Source organism: Desertivirga brevis (genome assembly GCF_017355835.1).
This window is the reverse complement of record NZ_JAFEWF010000001.1, coordinates 687,888-704,849: the sequence shown is the minus strand read 5'-3', so window position 1 is coordinate 704,849 and position 16,962 is coordinate 687,888. Positions and strand designations below refer to the sequence as shown.

The 16,962-nt window shown below is 42.3% G+C and carries 11 protein-coding genes; 6 read left to right on the top strand and 5 right to left on the bottom strand.

All coding sequences use genetic code 11. From position 1 onward, the window contains the following. Positions 1 to 22: 22 nt before the first annotated feature. Genes J4N25_RS03050 through kaiC form a run of 4 tightly spaced genes read right to left on the bottom strand, consistent with a single transcriptional unit; the run spans position 23 to position 4,114 of the window. Positions 23 to 1,735, bottom strand: a complete 1,713-nt coding sequence (locus tag J4N25_RS03050; RefSeq protein ID WP_207420666.1) for an ATP-binding protein — start codon at positions 1,733 to 1,735, stop codon at positions 23 to 25. 14 nt (positions 1,736 to 1,749) lie between these two features. Beyond that, positions 1,750 to 2,055: a circadian clock KaiB family protein gene (locus J4N25_RS03045; protein WP_207420665.1), complete on the bottom strand. Its 306-nt coding sequence runs from the start codon at positions 2,053 to 2,055 to the stop codon at positions 1,750 to 1,752. A 23-nt stretch (positions 2,056 to 2,078) separates the two neighbouring features. After that, positions 2,079 to 2,363: a circadian clock protein KaiB gene (gene kaiB, locus J4N25_RS03040; protein ID WP_207420664.1), complete on the bottom strand. Its 285-nt coding sequence runs from the start codon at positions 2,361 to 2,363 to the stop codon at positions 2,079 to 2,081. Beyond that, the gene (gene kaiC, locus J4N25_RS03035) at positions 2,363 to 4,114 is read right to left on the bottom strand and encodes a circadian clock protein KaiC (RefSeq protein WP_207420663.1); all 1,752 of its coding nucleotides are present in this window, start codon (positions 4,112 to 4,114) and stop codon (positions 2,363 to 2,365) included. Before kaiC ends, kaiB begins: the two co-directional genes overlap by 1 nt. A 193-nt stretch (positions 4,115 to 4,307) precedes the next feature. Between kaiC and J4N25_RS03030 the strand changes: the two genes are divergently transcribed. The 3 genes from J4N25_RS03030 (at position 4,308) to J4N25_RS03020 (ending at position 7,906) form a co-directional block, all read left to right on the top strand. After that, entirely contained in the window at positions 4,308 to 5,225 is a 918-nt protein-coding gene (locus J4N25_RS03030) for an alpha/beta hydrolase family protein (protein WP_207420662.1), read from the top strand. Between the two features lie 51 nt (positions 5,226 to 5,276). Beyond that, positions 5,277 to 6,251, top strand: a complete 975-nt coding sequence (locus J4N25_RS03025) for an alpha/beta fold hydrolase (RefSeq protein WP_207420661.1) — start codon at positions 5,277 to 5,279, stop codon at positions 6,249 to 6,251. A gap of 74 nt (positions 6,252 to 6,325) precedes the next feature. Then, positions 6,326 to 7,906, top strand: a complete 1,581-nt coding sequence (locus tag J4N25_RS03020) for a family 43 glycosylhydrolase (RefSeq protein WP_207420660.1) — start codon at positions 6,326 to 6,328, stop codon at positions 7,904 to 7,906. A gap of 56 nt (positions 7,907 to 7,962) precedes the next feature. On the opposite strand, the gene J4N25_RS03015 is transcribed toward J4N25_RS03020, so the two are convergent. After that, positions 7,963 to 9,348, bottom strand: a complete 1,386-nt coding sequence (locus tag J4N25_RS03015; RefSeq protein ID WP_207420659.1) for a glycosyl hydrolase 53 family protein — start codon at positions 9,346 to 9,348, stop codon at positions 7,963 to 7,965. Between the two features lie 317 nt (positions 9,349 to 9,665). Between J4N25_RS03015 and J4N25_RS03010 the strand changes: the two genes are divergently transcribed. The 3 genes from J4N25_RS03010 (at position 9,666) to J4N25_RS03000 (ending at position 16,874) form a co-directional block, all read left to right on the top strand. Next, the gene (locus J4N25_RS03010; protein WP_207420658.1) at positions 9,666 to 12,767 is read left to right on the top strand and encodes a SusC/RagA family TonB-linked outer membrane protein; all 3,102 of its coding nucleotides are present in this window, start codon (positions 9,666 to 9,668) and stop codon (positions 12,765 to 12,767) included. Positions 12,768 to 12,780: 13 nt separating this feature from the next. Then, a complete protein-coding gene (locus J4N25_RS03005) occupies positions 12,781 to 14,310 on the top strand; it encodes a RagB/SusD family nutrient uptake outer membrane protein (RefSeq protein WP_207420657.1) in 1,530 nt (509 codons plus the stop codon). A 170-nt stretch (positions 14,311 to 14,480) separates the two neighbouring features. Continuing rightward, a complete protein-coding gene (locus tag J4N25_RS03000) occupies positions 14,481 to 16,874 on the top strand; it encodes a DUF4982 domain-containing protein (RefSeq protein ID WP_242695762.1) in 2,394 nt (797 codons plus the stop codon). Positions 16,875 to 16,962 lie beyond the last annotated feature (88 nt).

The window sequence follows — 16,962 nt, the reverse complement described above, 5'->3', positions numbered from 1 at the left end:
GCGTCAGTTGCATCTCCTGAAGTTATTTTGCGGAATTTAAAGGAAGTGTGAACCAAAAAGTGCTTCCTTTTTCCAATTCACTTTCAACTCCCATCGTACCGCCATGCCTCTTTACTATTTCATTGGAGATGTAAAGGCCTAATCCAAGACCGGAGTACTGGTGTCCACCTGTATCAACCCGATAGTAGCGATCGAATAAATGAGGGAGTTTCTCTGGCGGAACCCCACGGCCTCTATCAATGATCATAATTTTTGCAAAGGAACCTTCCCTGGCTACCCGGATCCGGATTTGTTTAGATTCTGGTGCGTATTTTACGGCATTGTTGACAAGATTCACCAGAACCTGTTCTAGTTTATTTATATCTGCATTTACTTCCAGATCAAGATCTCCTTCCTCTATTAATTCAAAGGAACCTTCGTGACGTATATGAGGGCAACAGTCATTAATCAATGCTTTTAAAGTAATCTGAGTGGCCTGTAATTGCAGGTGACCTTCTGTGAGTTTGGTAGCGTTTAGTAGTTCGTCTACTAATAGGCTAACCTTCATTAAACTTTTATTGGACTGATCAATTAATTTAGGAAGTATAACTGGGTCAGGTTTTTCCTTCATCCTGCTTAGCAATTGCAGACTTGCCTTCAGACTTGTTAACGGCGTCTTTAGTTCGTGACTAGCAACGCTAATGAATTCATCCTTCTGCTGAATTGCCTTCCTGCGGTTGGTTACGTCCATGAACGTTCCCACACCTCCGGTGATATTTCCGTTTTCATCTCGCAGGGGGGCCGCATTAATGGAGATGTAGAAGCGTTCCCGGCCCGGAGGCTGAACGGCAATTTCAAAATCGTGTACTGGCTTACCTGTGCGCAGGGTAATAGACATAGGATGCATTTCGTGAGGGAGGGGAGACCCATCAATTTGAAGGTTTTCCCACTTGGGATCGTGATAGGTGCGCTCTTGAATCGCACTTTGACTTAGCCCCAATATTTGCTGAGCCATCGGGTTTGCATACGTTAGCTTACCGGAGAGGTCAATGATGCCTACTCCTTCTGCCATCGTTTCAAGGATACGGCTAAGCCGTTCCTGATTATTGTATAACTCCCTCGTTCTTTCGTTGACAAGGTTCTCCAGATTACTGTTCAGTTCATAAGCGACTTGCCGCGCCTGTTCTAAAGCTTTATTTTTTTCCTCTAAGAGCTGCTGATACTGTTTTTGTTCAGTAAGATCAGTGATGATCACACTCATAGAGGGGCCCTCATCCAGATTTAAGGCTTGAAGGGAAAGTAACACTGGGACTTCATCATCACCTGTTCTAAGTTTCAATTCGCTTTTTACCTCTGATTCCCATCCTGCATGTATCAAATCAGAGCAATGGCTTCTGTAGGTATCGGGAACGAAGGTGCCGAAGGATTTGCCTATCACTTTTTCAAGCGGCAATTTTAGCAGTTCAGCGAAACGCGAGTTGCAGTATAAGATGTTGCCTTCGCCATTCAAAGTTACGGCAGATGTAGTCATCTGTTCGATGAAGATGCGGTAAGTTTGATCTGAGCTTTTTAAGGTATACAACTGGTGACCGTCTGCAGCCCTTATAACCAATGCATCGACTTCGCCGCTACGAATAGCCTCTATTGTATCGTTCGCCTCTTCGAGCCGATAGCGGGTCTCTTCGAGTTCTTCTGTTTTTTCCTTCAAAGATAATTTTAGGGCGTTCAATTCCGCCTTTAAATCCTCCTTATTCATTAATTCATTCCCTATCATGAAACCACTATTCCTAGTCCCCGTAAAACCTTCCCTTTGTCAGACATATCACCAACCAGTAAACGTTTCGGAACTGGTGACGTTTTAACAAGTACGGGTAGGGCACTTATATTATCTTGTTGCGCGAGTTCCGGTTGTTGATGAATGTCTACAATTTCAAGTTCATACTGGCCTTTTAAATAACTCTCCAATATTTCTTGCAAATTCGTAATGGCTCTCATGGAAATCAATGAAGAACCTGCAATGTAAAGTCTTAATTCAAGAACCGGGCTACTGCTCGCGTTTTCGCTACTTGAGTTCATTTCCTTCACGTATGGTGGCAGCTTTAACCTCTGGTACGAATATCGAGGCCTACAAGCACCTTTTCTTTATTAGAAAGATCTCCTATAATTTTGCGTACAGGTTCTGGAACTTTTTTAACCAGGGTGGGGATGGCCAGGATCTGGTCTCCTTCTGCAAGCTGTGGATTTTCAAGAAGGTCAATCACTTCTAATGTGTACTTGCCCAGCAAATGCTCCTCGCAGTACTTTTGCAAGTTATTCAAAGCCGTAATAGACTTTTGGGTTTTCCCCGCAACGTATAATCTTAGTTCGTAATACTCTTGATCCACTATTTATCTTTGTTTTGCGACTTGTCAGTTTGATCATCCGGGCCAGTCTTACCCGAACGAATATCCGTCATCTTTTGACGAGTCTCATTAAGAACGTTTTTCTTAATTTCTTCCTCTATATATATTTTATTTAGCTCTTCCTCTGTTGATTCAAATTCTGAATTCAGGCTTTCAATCTTTGCTTCCAGTATTTTTCTCTTTCTAAGAAGTTCCCGGTCCTTACGGGTAATAGCATGGCTATGTAATACATGCCCGGTTTCTTCCAGCAGCATTTGAGCCTCACGTGCTGAACCTGTAAGTATTCCCTCAGGTCCTAAATAAACATCAATCAGATCAAGTCCGTCTTCGGTTATTACAAATTCCCTCACCTGGTTTGAGTGTTGCATTCCCCGGGATTTCATAATATACATTCCACGGTTTCTCTCACCATTTATTTCAATATCCTTAATCTGCAACCAGGCATCAACCAGCGAAGATATCCCTTCGTCAGTTTGTTCGTTTAGCACTGTATTCATCGTTAGAGCTGTAAACATTACAGTGATCTGTTCCTCCTGAAGAAAGTCAATCAGTCTCACCAGCATAGATTTAACCTCGCTCATATTACCCACTGTGATCAGGTTGGTAATTGGATCAAGCACTACGACCGCAGGTTTGAATTTGCGAATAGCTTTATGGATCGCCACAAGGTGCATCTCCAATCCATAAAGGGTTGGTCTGGATGCATGAAATTTGAGATATCCTTTGTCAAGGTGAGCCTGGAGGTCCATTCCTATGGATCTCATATTCCGTATGATCTGCTGTGGAGACTCTTCAAAGGCAAAAAATAAGCAACGCTCTTGCCGGATGCAGGCACTGTTTATAAAAGTTGCTGCGATACTTGTTTTACCTGTACCAGCTGTGCCAGACACCAAAATACTACTGCCCTTGTAATATCCTCCAAGACTTAGCATTCCGTCCAAAGAGGGAATACCCGAGGACAGTTGTTCTAAAGAAACAGGTTTATCAAGCTGAAGGGAAGTTACCGGCAATACAGATATCCCTTCATCATCAATTAAGAAAGGATATTCATTAGTACCATGCACTGAACCACGATATTTTACTACTCTTAACCGCCGCGTAGAAATTTGATTGATAATGCGATGGTCAAGTAGGATCACACAGTCAGAGACATACTCTTCCAAACCCTGCCTTGTGAGGCTGCTTTCTCCCCGTTCACCTGTAATTATAGCCGTAACACCCTTATTTTTGAGGAATTGAAATAGCCGCCGTAGTTCGGCTCTCAAGATTGCCTGATTTTCCAAACCTGCAAAAAGGTTTTCAATAGTATCCAGGACAACACGCTTGGCACCAATACTATCTATTGCATAACCTAAACGTATAAAAAGTCCTTCAAGATCGTATTCACCTGTTTCTTCAATCTCTGTTTTGTCCACATGAATATGATCGATCTTGATCTTCTTCTCCTGTTGCAGCTTGTGCAGGTCGAACCCGAGGGACGCTACATTGGTAGCCAATTCTTCAGCCTTTTCTTCAAAGGCTATAAATACTCCGGGTTCGTCAAACTCCTCTGCTCCTCGTACAATAAACTCCAGGGAAAATAATGTTTTTCCGCAACCGGCACTTCCGCAAATAAGGGTGGGACGGCCTTTAGGTAATCCACCTAAAGTTATTTCATCTAATCCGAGAATTCCTGTAGGTGTTTTCTGCAACTGCCCCGCCTCGTGCTTCTGTTTCCGATCGCTGATCTCCATTAAGTAGAATTAATGATAGCAAGGTAGGTATAATTTTCCGGATACAAATTTTTAAGCTGTTTGACTCCTGTAGCCGTATCTCTTTTTATCTTTAATTTCGAATGAACAGATCAGATAAATAAAATGATCTTTTAGATAAGTATTTCTCGTTGTTTTTCCAGTCTTTTGTGACAATAACCAAATTATACCCCTTATGAATAAACCTATTCTATTTAATGCGTTCCTTGCTTTCCTTTTGTTAGGCATACCAAAATTGTCTTTTTCGCAGGAAGAAAAAGGTTCTGATAATCCAACAGCTGCAAGGGTTGTTGAGGATGGCGGAACCGGGCCCTATAGTGCCATAATGATTTCAGAAAACTCACTTCAAAGTCACACTGTTTTCCGTCCTAAGAATTTAAGCGCTTTCGGCGGCAAGAACAAACTACCAATCATTGCCTGGGGAAACGGAGCCTGTGCTAATTCGCCATGGGAACATGTTAATTTTTTATCAGAAGTATCATCCCACGGATTTCTGGTAATAGCAATTGGGCCTATGCCAAAAGAAGGAGAGAAGGGAAGCGGAAAATCAACATCATCACAACTTACTGATGCAATCGACTGGGCAATTTCGCAAAACAGCGACAGGAAGAGCCCTTATTTTAATAAGATCGATATTAATAAGGTGGCTGTTAGTGGAATGTCCTGTGGAGGTCTACAAACACTTGAAGTAGCTTCTGATCCGCGGGTTTCTACTGTAGTTGTTTGCAATAGTGGTATCTTTAAAACTCCGGGTAATGGTAAAAGCGCGATGCCTAACCTTACAAAAGAAAATCTTAAGAAGATACATACGCCTACTTTGTACATTTTAGGTGGAGAGAAAGATATTGCTTATGAGAATGGCATGGATGATTATCATCAAATTAACCATGTTCCAGTCTTTATGGCAAATATGGATGTAGGACATGGAGGTACTTACAGCCAGCCGCACGGCGGAGAGTTTGCCAAAGTAGCCACTTCCTGGTATAAATGGCAATTAAAGGGCGATAAAAAATCATCTGAAATATTTAGAGGTGAACCAGCTGGTCTGGCCAAGAATCCCGTTTGGAAGGTTGCCAAAAAAAATATGCCTTGAGCCTAAATTCCTATTCATGTTTTTATAACACTTAATGTAGCTAAACTTATTATGCGCCTAAAAAACATTCTGGGGCTATTGCTCTTTTTGCCAACACTTGCGTTTTGCCAAAAGGTAAACATTCCTGACGGTTGGTCTGATGCCTATGCTTTTGCCAATGGTATTAGGATCCACTACTATCGTGCTATTCCACAACCAGGAAAGCCTGTTATGGTAATGGTTCATGGGGTAACTGATAATGGTCTTTGTTGGGCCACTCTCGCGGAAAAACTTCAGGAGAGGTTTGATATTTACATGTTAGATGCGAGGGGACATGGTCTTTCTGATCCTTTTACCAATACTGACAACGGGGAAACTTTAGTAAAAGATGTGGTTGAATTCGTGAAGGGTATGAAATTGCAAAATCCTATTCTGGTAGGACATTCAATGGGGGCTGCAACTGTAATGAGGGTTGGTGCAGAGTATCCCACAATTGGCAGCGCGATTATAATGCTGGATCCTTTATTGAGAGCACGGTCGGGCGGGCCGTCAATAGCAGCAAGAGGAGTACCTGATCGCAATCCTCAAGCACAAAAGGCTGCTCCTGCGGGTACACCTAATAATCGCCTTTCTGTTAGTATGTTTGGAAATCCAGAAACCCTTGTTTCTCAAAATAACTATAGCTTTGAGGATCTTGTGGCCACAGGACACCGGCAAAATCCTTTATGGGGTACGACGGATGTACAGTATTGGGCCCTTTCGAAGAAACAGTATCATGGGCCATACACTGCTGAAGCGTCGCAAGCAATGACTGGTACCATGAATATTGGAAATTCACTAACTAAAATAAATGTTCCTGCAATTATCCTTAAGGCTGACGCATCGCCAGAGGTACGAAAGAGCAACGATGAAGCAGCAGCTGTGATGCCTAAAGGTAAGCTTATACATATGGACGGGGCTGGACATAATTTGCATCATGATAAATTACAGCAGACCACCGACATTTTATTAGAATTCCTTTCATCTTTGAAGAACTCAATCCATTAGCCAATTAAATTCAATTCCATATTTATTATTGCATGTATAATCGCTTACGAATCAACTTGTTTTCCTACTGCAAGATGTCTTTTTATGTAGTAATTTATTCCTCCATATTTATTTCTACGCTTTGTAGCGCCCAGAAACTGAATATTAAGAACGACGTTTTCTGGGACACTAAAGAGGGTGTTCCCATCTACAGTCAGGGTGGCGGAGTATTTAAATTTAGAGATCCAAAATCGGGAGTTGAAAAATATTACTGGTACGGTGTGCATTACAAGGAGGCTGAAACTTACAGAAGTTCTCCTAACAAGACCTTGCCAAGAAGTAGTTTCGAATCGGTTACCTGTTATACCTCTACTGACCTTGTAAACTGGACATTTGAATCAGATGCTATGACCAAGGCTGAAGCATTGCCCAATGGAAGATGGACCTGGGTTGGGCGTCTGGGTGTGGCATATGTTAAGGAGATTAATCAGTATGCTATGTTTGTTCAGCATGGAGCTGAAGTATTGATTGCGGTATCTGATCAGCCAGCGGGGCCATTTAAATGGCACCAGAAGATAAGTATGCTCGAAAGGATTGGGACAAGTAATACAGGCGACCAGACCGTTTTTACGGATGAAGATACTGGTAAGTCTTACCTGGTCTATTCTTATGGAAGAGGGAGAAATAAGATCTACCTTTCAGAAATAGGTATGAAAAATGGAAAGGTTGACCTGCTGGATTGTACAAAGATTTTTGAAGGAGCTGGCCGTGAGGGTAATTGTATGTTTAAGTATAAGGGAAAGTATTATATGGCGGCGTCTAATCTTTACGGTTGGGATTCTTCTCTTGCCTATTACTTAGTGTCGGATAATATTTTAGGACCATACGAACCAATTAATAACATGCTTGTAATGGACGGTAGTGGAGAAGATTATGCCCATATTACCCAGACTGGATTTTTTGTAACAGTAAGGGGCAGTAAGCAGGAAACAGTTATCTATTGTGGAGATAGGTGGGCTGATTTTGCAGGTAATGGCCTGGGTTACAACCAGTGGGTTCCTCTGTCTTTCGATGGAACAAAACCGTATTTTAATTCGCTAAGCTCATGGAACTTCAATGCCGGAACAGGTGAATGGGAAGTGGCGCCGGATAATAATTATGTAAAGAATGGGAGCTTCGAAGCAGATCGAAAAAGGATCCCAAGTGTAGTTAAACCGGTGCAAACTCACCTTCTTGGTTGGGAAACAACTATTAAAAAGGGTAACGTAGTATCGCTGGATACGGTTGTTTCTCCTGCTTTAAACTATTTCAACTCTGAGGAAGACAGGAAAATAGTTATAGGTGAAAAAAGTCTTAATATCACAGATAATGTTCCCTTCGAAAGGCAAGTTTCTCAATTAATTAAGTCATCACCCTATGTAAAGCTGAAAGATGGGTCTTATACATTAAGAGCTTACCTTAGAAATAAGGGTAGTTTTCCGAAGCTCCAAATGTTCGCTCTAAGTGGGGGTAAGGAAACAGTTTCTAACATTAAGAAAGATAATCCTGAATGGAGGATTATTGAATTAAAGCACATTCCTGTGAAGAATGGCGAAGTGGAAATAGGGTTTAGAGCAATCGGCAAAGCCGGGTCCTCCTGTCAGGTTGACGACCTTTCCCTGATTCTTGAAAAATAGTTTATTAAGCAATCCTCCGCATTACCATTAACTGCGGAGGGTTGCCTTTCTTCAAATTATTTCAAGTACTTGTCGGCGATAGCTGGATATACGTCAAGCAATTCATTGGATTTTCCTGTGCGATCAAATATAGCCTCCCAGGTATTAAGAGGTTCCCAAATAAAAGAACCAATTCCTTTACCCCCGGGGACATTAAAGGCTATATCATTTACCTCCCGTTTCATGTGGGTATATTCGGCGACCATTATCTGCTTATTGTATTTTTTTGATAGACGTTGGATATTTCCTTCGAGGTCTTCGAGAGTACCATGCCATTTTGGGTAGTAGGAAAGGCCAATAATGTCGTAGGGAACATTCCGTTTTCGCATCGCCTCATAAAAAAAATCTGATTCTTCAGCCTGGCCGCCCAAAGCAACGTGTAACATTATCAGAGATTTCGGGCTTACTGCTTTCACCCCCTGAAAGCCAGCATAGATTAGTTGAGCAAGACTGTCGAGATTGTTAACATGACCTTCAGGCCAAATCATTCCGTGATTTATTTCATTGCCAATTTGTACCATATCTGGTTCGGTGCCCTGGTCTTTTAGCTGTTTCATCACATAGGTGGTGTATGCTTTTACAGAGTCTTTCAACGTGTTAAAGTCTTTTCCCATCCAGGCAATTGGCTTATATTGTTGCTGAGGATCTGCCCAGTAGTCGCTGTAGTGAAAGTCGAGAAGAAGCTTCATCCCTGCCGCTTTCACCCTTTTGGCCATTTGCTTGGTATAATTAAGATCACAGAAGCCTTTTTGAGGAGAATAACCTTTCGGCTGGGCTGGATTATTAAAAATCCTTAACCGGATGTAATTAAATCCATGTTCTTTCAGAAGTAGCAATGCGTCCTTTTCTACTCCATTGTCTGTAAATTTAATTCCCCTTGATTCTAATTGAGGTAGAAAGGAAATATCTGCTCCCAATATTTTATCAGTGGTAGTTACCGGCTTGTATTTATCGCTGGTTACCGAATGAGCTTTCCCCGGTTGAATGGTATGGATTTCGGTAGCACCGGTAGTGAGGCTGTCGGACAAGGCTTCAAATTTAATAGGTGCGCGCAGTACCCCAGCCCTTAAAATAATCCGGGCTGCTCCTTTTAAAGAGCTCTGCCATGTGCTGTCAGTTTTACGGATACTAGTTGCGTCTACTCCGTCAATGCTAATAATAGCCGCGTCTCCTCTGATTTTGTAGGTTACAGGCCTTACAACTCCTTGTACTTGTTTTCCCTTACTATCGATGATTTTGGCCGTTATTAAAACCTGGTCTTTACCATTTGCCAGCATAGTAGTTTTGTATGCTGTTACCTGAACTTCTGTCGGTTTTAGTTCCTGTGCCTTCAATTCAAAGGACGTTGTGCTTAGAGCGACCGCGGCGCCCAGCAGGGATTTAAATAGTTTTCTGGTTAACATAAATTGGTTGTTTTCTATCAGGTGGTGGTTACACTTTAATAATGGGCAGCACCATCTTCTAAACAAACATATAAGGTTTTTTTATTCATTCATACCGCAGATCCCCTTCTGGAGTAGATAAAACCAACAGGATAAAAAAAATAACAAATAGGATAAATTGAAGGGAAGCCTTACTAAGTTCTTTTGGAATTGAAATGCAAGCATGATTTCAATCATGCTACGACCATTATTTACCAACCATCAATGAAACCAATTTACCAGTTAGCGGGCACTTTAAGTTGTGCCACTATTTTTTCTTAAATCAATTTTAACCAGTTATGAAGTATTTAAACTTACACGTTCCTATTCGCTTCAAGCTTCTATTATGGATGCTGTTGCTATCAAATTTTAATGTAAAGGGCCAGGATATTACCGTGACCGGTACAGTTACAGCCAGAGGTGATGGAGAGACCTTGGTTGGGGTAACCGTCACTAATACTGTTGGAAAACAATCTACTACCACTGACGTGAATGGCAGATACACTATTAAGGCCAGCCCGGGCGCTGTATTAACCTTTAGCTATATTGGTTTCGTTACTCAGCAGCAAACTGTAAAGGGGGCCAGTTTAAATGTTTTACTTGATGCTAAGACCAATGACCTTAACGAAGTGGTAGTGGTAGGTTATGGCACAAGCTCAAGGAGAAATCTTCCCACTTCCATCGCTAAGATCGATCCAAAGGATGTTCCACAGGCTGCCAATAGCTCAATTGCTCAGCTTGTTTTCGGTCGGGCGCCGGGAGTACAAGCTGTGCAGCGAAGTGCAGAGCCTGGAGGGAATATTAATATCTCTATCCGGGGAAGAGGGGCTCCGCTGATCGTAATAGATGGAGTGGTTATGCCATATGATGGTCTGGAACCAGGTAATGGGGGAGTGGCTAATGAATTGAATGGAGTAAGACGGGGCGGTTTTGCCGGACTGAATCCTGATGATATAGAGTCGATGGAATTTCTTAAGGACGCAAGTGCTGGGATCTATGGTGTGAATGCGGCTAATGGAGTAGTGCTTATTACTACGAAGAAAGGAAAGTCGGGCAGGACTTCTGTAAATTACGACGGGTCGCGTTCTTATGTTACCAATCAGAAATATCTGAAGCCTTTAACTGCAAGTGCTTATATGGAACAGTTCAATCGACTGTCTTACGATAAATATTTGTTCGACAATAATATGGCGCCCTATGGCACAGCGACTCCCGGCACCTTCACTCCAAGATTCTCAGCATCAGAAATTCAAAATGCCGGAGAAGGCACAGACTGGTTAGACCTGGTATTAAGAAATGGGTCGATAGATAATCATAACCTTAGCATTTCTGGTGGTACAGATAAGCTCTCCTACTATGTTTCGGGCGGGTATTTTGGACAGGATGGTACCGTCAGAAATTCTGGTATGAACAGATACACCGGCCGAACAAATTTAAACTTCCGCTTCACTAAATGGCTTGGGTTAAACACAATCGTTTCTGGAAGCAGAAGTAGCTTTTTAAATTCTACAGCCGGTTGGCAAAGCGGCAACGGAGGAACTCAGGCATTTGGATCTTTGCAGGCAGCAATAGCCTATCCCCGTAGTGTTCCCGTTTACGATGACGCCGGTAATTATAGCTTGTTCCAGGTAACGGGCAATCCAGTTTCTCTTTTAGATATAAAAGATAAGACCTCGTTGAATAATCTCAATACAACGCTTTCGGCCGATATTAAAATTATGGGAGACGAACTCAAGGGAAAGCTGTTATACGGAAACAACTTTGAGTCGAGTAACCGTGACTTCTTTGTTCCTTCCACCACCTTCTATTATCAGCTGTTTAGGGCGAGAGGGTCCAGGAATCAGGCAGAACGCATGCTTCAAACAATGGAAGCTACTTTAAATTACCAGAAGAATTTTTTCAATAGCGATTTGAAAGTTGATCTGTTGGGAGGCATTGGTCAGTATACTACCAATAGTCTTGGTTTCGGAGCGGCAAGCGCCGACATGAAAGATGGGATCAATACAGACAATCTTGCTTCGGGAACGGGCGCAATATCGGTTTTGTCTAACAGATATGTAGATAAGAAAAGGTCTTACTTTGCAAAAGCCAATTTCGATATATTTGATCGTTACGTTCTGCAATTAACAGCACGATATGACGGGTTTAGTCAATTCTTCCCAAGTAATAAATATGCCTTATTTCCTACGGCCTCTGTTGCCTGGAAGTTAAGCAACGAATCGTTCCTTAAAGATCTTAGGTTCCTTAACCTCTTAAAATTAAGAGGAAGTATTGGAGTAACGGGAGAAGCGTCAGGATTTGCGTATGCTTCTTATGGGCCTGATAATTCTCTTATCAGTTTTAATAGTGGAGCAACTCAGCTCTTCCCGTATGCCTTGTACCAGTTAGACAGGCCTGACCTGCAGTGGCCAAAGACCATCAATAAGAACATAGGACTTGACTTTGCAGTGTTTAATAACAGGGTTAGCGGTTCCGTCGACGTGTTTAGGGATGATATAACGCGCCTTCTAAATAACGATGCTCCAACAGCGGCGTTAAGCTTTTTTGGAACCCAACCTGTAAATGGAGCTCACCGTGTTAGAAAGGGTTGGGAGGGAAGTGTAAGTTCATCGAATATATCTTCAAAGAACTTTAAGTGGAACACTACCTTAAACCTTACTCATATCCGGTTTGAGCATAAGGAGCGTTTTCCGTTTGAGGTTCTTGCTCAAGGAGCTCAAATCACAGATCCTGTAAATTCTATTTATGTATTTAAGACAAACGGTATTATTCAACCTGGAGAAACTTTATCTGATGCTCAGAAAACGCTACCGGCAAGAGGAAGATTACCGGGAAGTCCAAGAATCATCGATTTGGATAATGATGGCAAACTGACTGCATCAGACATTGTGAGATATGATTCAAATCCTGATCTGATCCTTGGTTTTGGAAATACTTTCAGTTATAAGAAATTTGATCTGAATGTATTCTTTTATGGAAGCACTGGCGGATGGGGATTCAACACCTTGCGTGGTTGGGCAAACCCGCTGAACATCCTGGCTGGTACTCAAAGTGGAATAGCAGAGGTTGCTAACGTATGGTCTACCACCAATCCGGGAGGTACTATTCCAGGAATAGCTTTTGATCAGGGAGCATTAGGTTTACCTGCAGGCCTCGACGTCGATCTCCAAAAAACCAATTTCATCCGCTGCCGTAACATTGGACTCGGCTATACGCTCAACCAATCCTACATCAGTAAGTATATCAGAAATTTAAGATTATTCATAGACGTTCAAAATCCATTTATCATTACTAACTACAAAATCGCGGATCCTGAAGTTCAGGCGGAAGCTCGAAAAGGAGGACCGGCTCCTTATCCAATGGCTACAACCTATTCTCTTGGATTTAAAGCAGGATTCTAAAAATATAACTAACATGAAGAAGATATTATTAATTACAAGCTTAAGTCTGGCTATCCTGTCAGGCTGTAAGGACGGACTAGATGCAGAATTGCCGGGATCTTTAAATCCAAAAACCTTTCCAAAAACAGAGGCAGACTTTGCCGCACTTACTACAGGGGTTTATGAGCTTTTTACGTCGAAGTGGTCTTATAATGACGGGGGCATCACTGGTGATCTATTTTTCGGAGTAGAGTTCTCTAATATATTCGTGAACGACTATCCGAGCGACCAGATCGCTTATTTTCCGGAATGGGGCGGCTTTTTCGACTCATTCAGTAAAGCGGATTTTAATTTTATGAGGACTTTGGCTAGCAGGAGGAATCATCTTGAGAAAGTGCGTTTTATAACCAAAATAACTAAGATCATAGAGGACATTAACGCTTCCAGCGCTGTAAGTGCTGCTAACAAGGTTAAGTACGAGGCCGAAGCCCGGTCTGCCAGGGGAATCACGATGTATTACCTTCTTACCATGTATGGCCCAGTTCCATACATTGATGATCCTGAAAAGATTGGGACGGCAGCTGAGGAAAATATGAAACGGCCTGAACGTTCGACATACGTGGCGCGAGTTGAAAGCGACCTTCGTTTCGCTGCTGATAACTTACCCTTGACGGCTACGGACTATGGCAGATTTAATAAGGGAGCCGCACTTACGTTTTTGATGCGCCTTTATCTTCATGAAAAAGAGTGGGCGAAGGCAGAGCAGGTGGGTAAAGAGATCACGGGACTTGGTTATGACCTTGTTGATGATTACGCCAGCTTATTTAAAGTTGCTACCGAAAAAAATAAGGAGACGATATGGGCTATCTCTTGTGACCCGGCAGCCAATGGAAATAATAACCTTGGAAATATGAATGCCTGGTCGTTTTATACCTATCCGGCTGATTATCCTGGCAACATTTCGGCTCCAGGAGCTAAAAGATTAGGAGGGTGGGCCGGAGCAGGTATTGGTGCATTCATGGCCACCTGGAATTTTTACGATAGTTTTAATCCTGTTGATAAACGCCGGGATCTTTTGGTTCCATCTTATGCTGCAATAAATTCGAGTGGTAACCCTACAGGTGTAGTTAGAGACCGGAATAGTGGTCTGAGAGGTCCTATAATTAATAAGTATCCTGATGATGACCCTACAGCTTTCGCCGGAAACGACATCCCCGTTTGCCGTTATGCTGATGTTTTATTAATGCTTGCTGAGGCTGTTAATGAACTGCGAGGCCCTACATCTGAAGCCCAGGGATTTATCAATAAAGTTCGGAAAAGAGCCGGACTTTCGGATCTATCTGGTGCTGATATTTCGTCGAAAGAGAGTTTCAGAACTGCACTTTTACGGGAGCGTGGATGGGAGCTATTCTTTGAAGGCCAGCGCAGGGTTGATTTGGTGAGGATGGGGAAATTTAGTGAAGCGCTTACAGCCGCTGGAAAAGCTCCTCAGCCTGGTACCGGATTATTCCCAGTTCCTCAATACATGCTTGATAGAGGAATGGAACAAACTGCAGGATATTAAAGGGCACTTGCTTGAAATATTAAAAGAACGTTCAGTATTCTATTGGTTTAATTGGTTGATTGAACTCGTGTTGCCTCCCCGGCAGCACGAGATTCCTTTAAATACAACCTATACTACAACAACTACACCCTTTGATCTTTATGACAAAAAAAGTCCTTCTTTTTATAAGCATGATACTACCTATAACCGTTTCTGCTCAGCAACGTTCAATAATAGAGCTTGACAACGGTTGGAAATTTTTTAAAGGAAAACAGGATGGAGCATACCAAACCGTATATAATGATAGTAAATGGGAGAGAGTGTCTGTTCCGCACGATTGGGCCATTTACGGTCCTTTTGACAAGGATGTTGACAAACAGACTGTGGCCATTACTCAAAATGGTGAGAAGGTTGCCAGTGAAAAGACAGGGAGAACGGGAGCCTTACCTTACATTGGAGAGGGATGGTACCGCAATTATTTTGAACTGCCAAGTTACAAAGCAGGCCAGAAAGTACTGATCTTATTTGAAGGCGCAATGAGTGAGCCAAAGGTTTTTGTGAACGGTAAAAAAGTAGGAGAATGGAATTACGGCTATAATTATTTCTATTTCGATATTACAAAGGAGATTAAGGAAAGCAAAAAGAATACACTTGCCGTTCACCTTTCAAACCAGGGGCAATCGTCTCGGTGGTACCCCGGGGCCGGACTTTATCGTAAAGTAAGCCTGATTATAAAGAACCAGGAAAGTATAGATCAATGGGGAACGTATATTACCACGCCGTATATCTCTGAAAGTGTGGCCAAGGTAAATATCAAGACAAAGGTATCTGGAGCGGATATACGTCTGCAAACATTGATAGTTAACCCTAAGGGAGATACAGTAGCCCGGGATCAAACGAGTGCTATTTTCGGAAAGGAGGCTGAACAAAATATTGCAGTTCCCTCACCACTATTGTGGAGCCCTGAAACCCCATACCTATACCATGCAATAACCCGGGTATATCAAGGAAAAATGCTTAAAGATGAGACATCCACGGTATTTGGAATCCGAACTATAAGTTATCAACCCGGGGCAGGCTTTAGTTTGAACGGAAAAACGAGGAAGTTTAAAGGGGTATGCCTCCATCATGACCTTGGGCCCCTGGGCTCAGCTATCAATATAGCTGCTTTAAGACGTCAGCTTAAAATTTTAAAAGATATGGGCTGCGACGCGATCAGAAGTTCACATAACATGCCATCCTTAGAACAACTTCAGCTATGTGACGAGATGGGTTTCATGTTTTTGGCAGAAACTTTTGATGAATGGGCGAAGCCAAAAGTTAAAAATGGTTACAATCGCTTTTTTAATACTGATGCTGAAAAAGACGTTGTAAATCTAATTCACGCGACAAGAAATCATCCTTGCATTGTTATGTGGAGTTCGGGAAACGAAGTTCCAGACCAGCATGGTTCTGAAGGTGTGAAAAGAGCTAAATGGCTCCAGGATCTTTTTCACCGGGAAGATCCAACTCGTCCGGTAACTGTTGGTATGGATCAAGTGAAAGCTACTATGGCGTCGGGATTTGGAGCCATACTGGATGTGCCTGGTTTAAACTATAGGACGCATTTATACGAAGATGCTTATAAGCAGTTTCCCCAAGGGTTTATTCTAGGTTCTGAAACTGCCTCTACAGTAAGTTCAAGAGGGGTGTATAAATTTCCTGTGGTAAAAGCAATTAATAAAACCTACACCGATAACCAGTGCTCCTCCTATGATATGGAATACTGTAGCTGGTCTAATCTGCCTGAAGATGATTTTATTCTTCAGGATACCAAGCCATGGGTAATTGGTGAATTTGTGTGGACTGGTTTTGATTATCTGGGAGAGCCCACTCCTTATGACGGTTCCTGGCCTGCACGAAGCTCCTATTTTGGAATTAATGACCTGGCGGGTTTGCCTAAAGACCGGTATTACCTGTACCGGAGCAGATGGAATACCAGCGATAAGACCCTTCATATATTGCCACACTGGAACTGGGCTGGAAGGGAGGGGCAGAAGACACCTATATTTGTTTATACGAATTTTGAGAGCGCCGAGCTCTTTATCAACGGCAAGAGTATGGGTATTCAAAAGAAGAACGATTCTACTCCCCAAAGTCGTTACAGATTAATGTGGATGGATGTCAATTATGAACCAGGGACTGTAAAGGTGGTAGCTTATGATAAAGACGGAAAACCTGCAATTGAAAAGAGCATAGTCACTGCCGGAAAACCCTCCAAACTAGTACTGGAGGCTGACCGGTCTAAGTTGGCTGCTGATGGAAAAGATATTGCCTTTGTTACCGTTTCTGTTGTTGATAAAGATGGAAACCCTTGTCCCACTGTAAATGAACAGCTAAAGTTTAAGGTAACAGGAATGGGTAAATACCGGGCAGCATGTAATGGTGATCCAACATCCCAAGAACAATTTCACCTTCCTACGATGCGACTCTTTAATGGTAAGTTGGTTGTTTTAGTACAATCTGACGTTAAACCGGGTGATATAGAGCTAAATGTGGAAGGGAGTGGATTAGAGACTGGCAGGCTAACCCTTTCTTCAGAGTAAAAAAATCAGGGTTATAATTTTGAGGGATTGCTATTCCTGACTAATAATACAAAAAGCTACAGTGATGCTCAACAACGTCACTGTAGCA

What these genes read in the sequence shown, in the direction of transcription:
- J4N25_RS03050 (WP_207420666.1), bottom strand. Translation starts at nt 1,735, where the DNA reads ATGAATAAGGAGGATTTAAAGGCGGAATTGAACGCCCTAAAATTATCT.
- J4N25_RS03045 (WP_207420665.1), bottom strand. Translation starts at nt 2,055, where the DNA reads ATGAACTCAAGTAGCGAAAACGCGAGCAGTAGCCCGGTTCTTGAATTA.
- kaiC (WP_207420663.1), bottom strand. Translation starts at nt 4,114, where the DNA reads ATGGAGATCAGCGATCGGAAACAGAAGCACGAGGCGGGGCAGTTGCAG.
- J4N25_RS03030 (WP_207420662.1), top strand. Translation starts at nt 4,308, where the DNA reads ATGAATAAACCTATTCTATTTAATGCGTTCCTTGCTTTCCTTTTGTTA.
- J4N25_RS03025 (WP_207420661.1), top strand. Translation starts at nt 5,277, where the DNA reads ATGCGCCTAAAAAACATTCTGGGGCTATTGCTCTTTTTGCCAACACTT.
- J4N25_RS03020 (WP_207420660.1), top strand. Translation starts at nt 6,326, where the DNA reads ATGTCTTTTTATGTAGTAATTTATTCCTCCATATTTATTTCTACGCTT.
- J4N25_RS03015 (WP_207420659.1), bottom strand. Translation starts at nt 9,348, where the DNA reads ATGTTAACCAGAAAACTATTTAAATCCCTGCTGGGCGCCGCGGTCGCT.
- J4N25_RS03010 (WP_207420658.1), top strand. Translation starts at nt 9,666, where the DNA reads ATGAAGTATTTAAACTTACACGTTCCTATTCGCTTCAAGCTTCTATTA.
- J4N25_RS03005 (WP_207420657.1), top strand. Translation starts at nt 12,781, where the DNA reads ATGAAGAAGATATTATTAATTACAAGCTTAAGTCTGGCTATCCTGTCA.
- J4N25_RS03000 (WP_242695762.1), top strand. Translation starts at nt 14,481, where the DNA reads ATGATACTACCTATAACCGTTTCTGCTCAGCAACGTTCAATAATAGAG.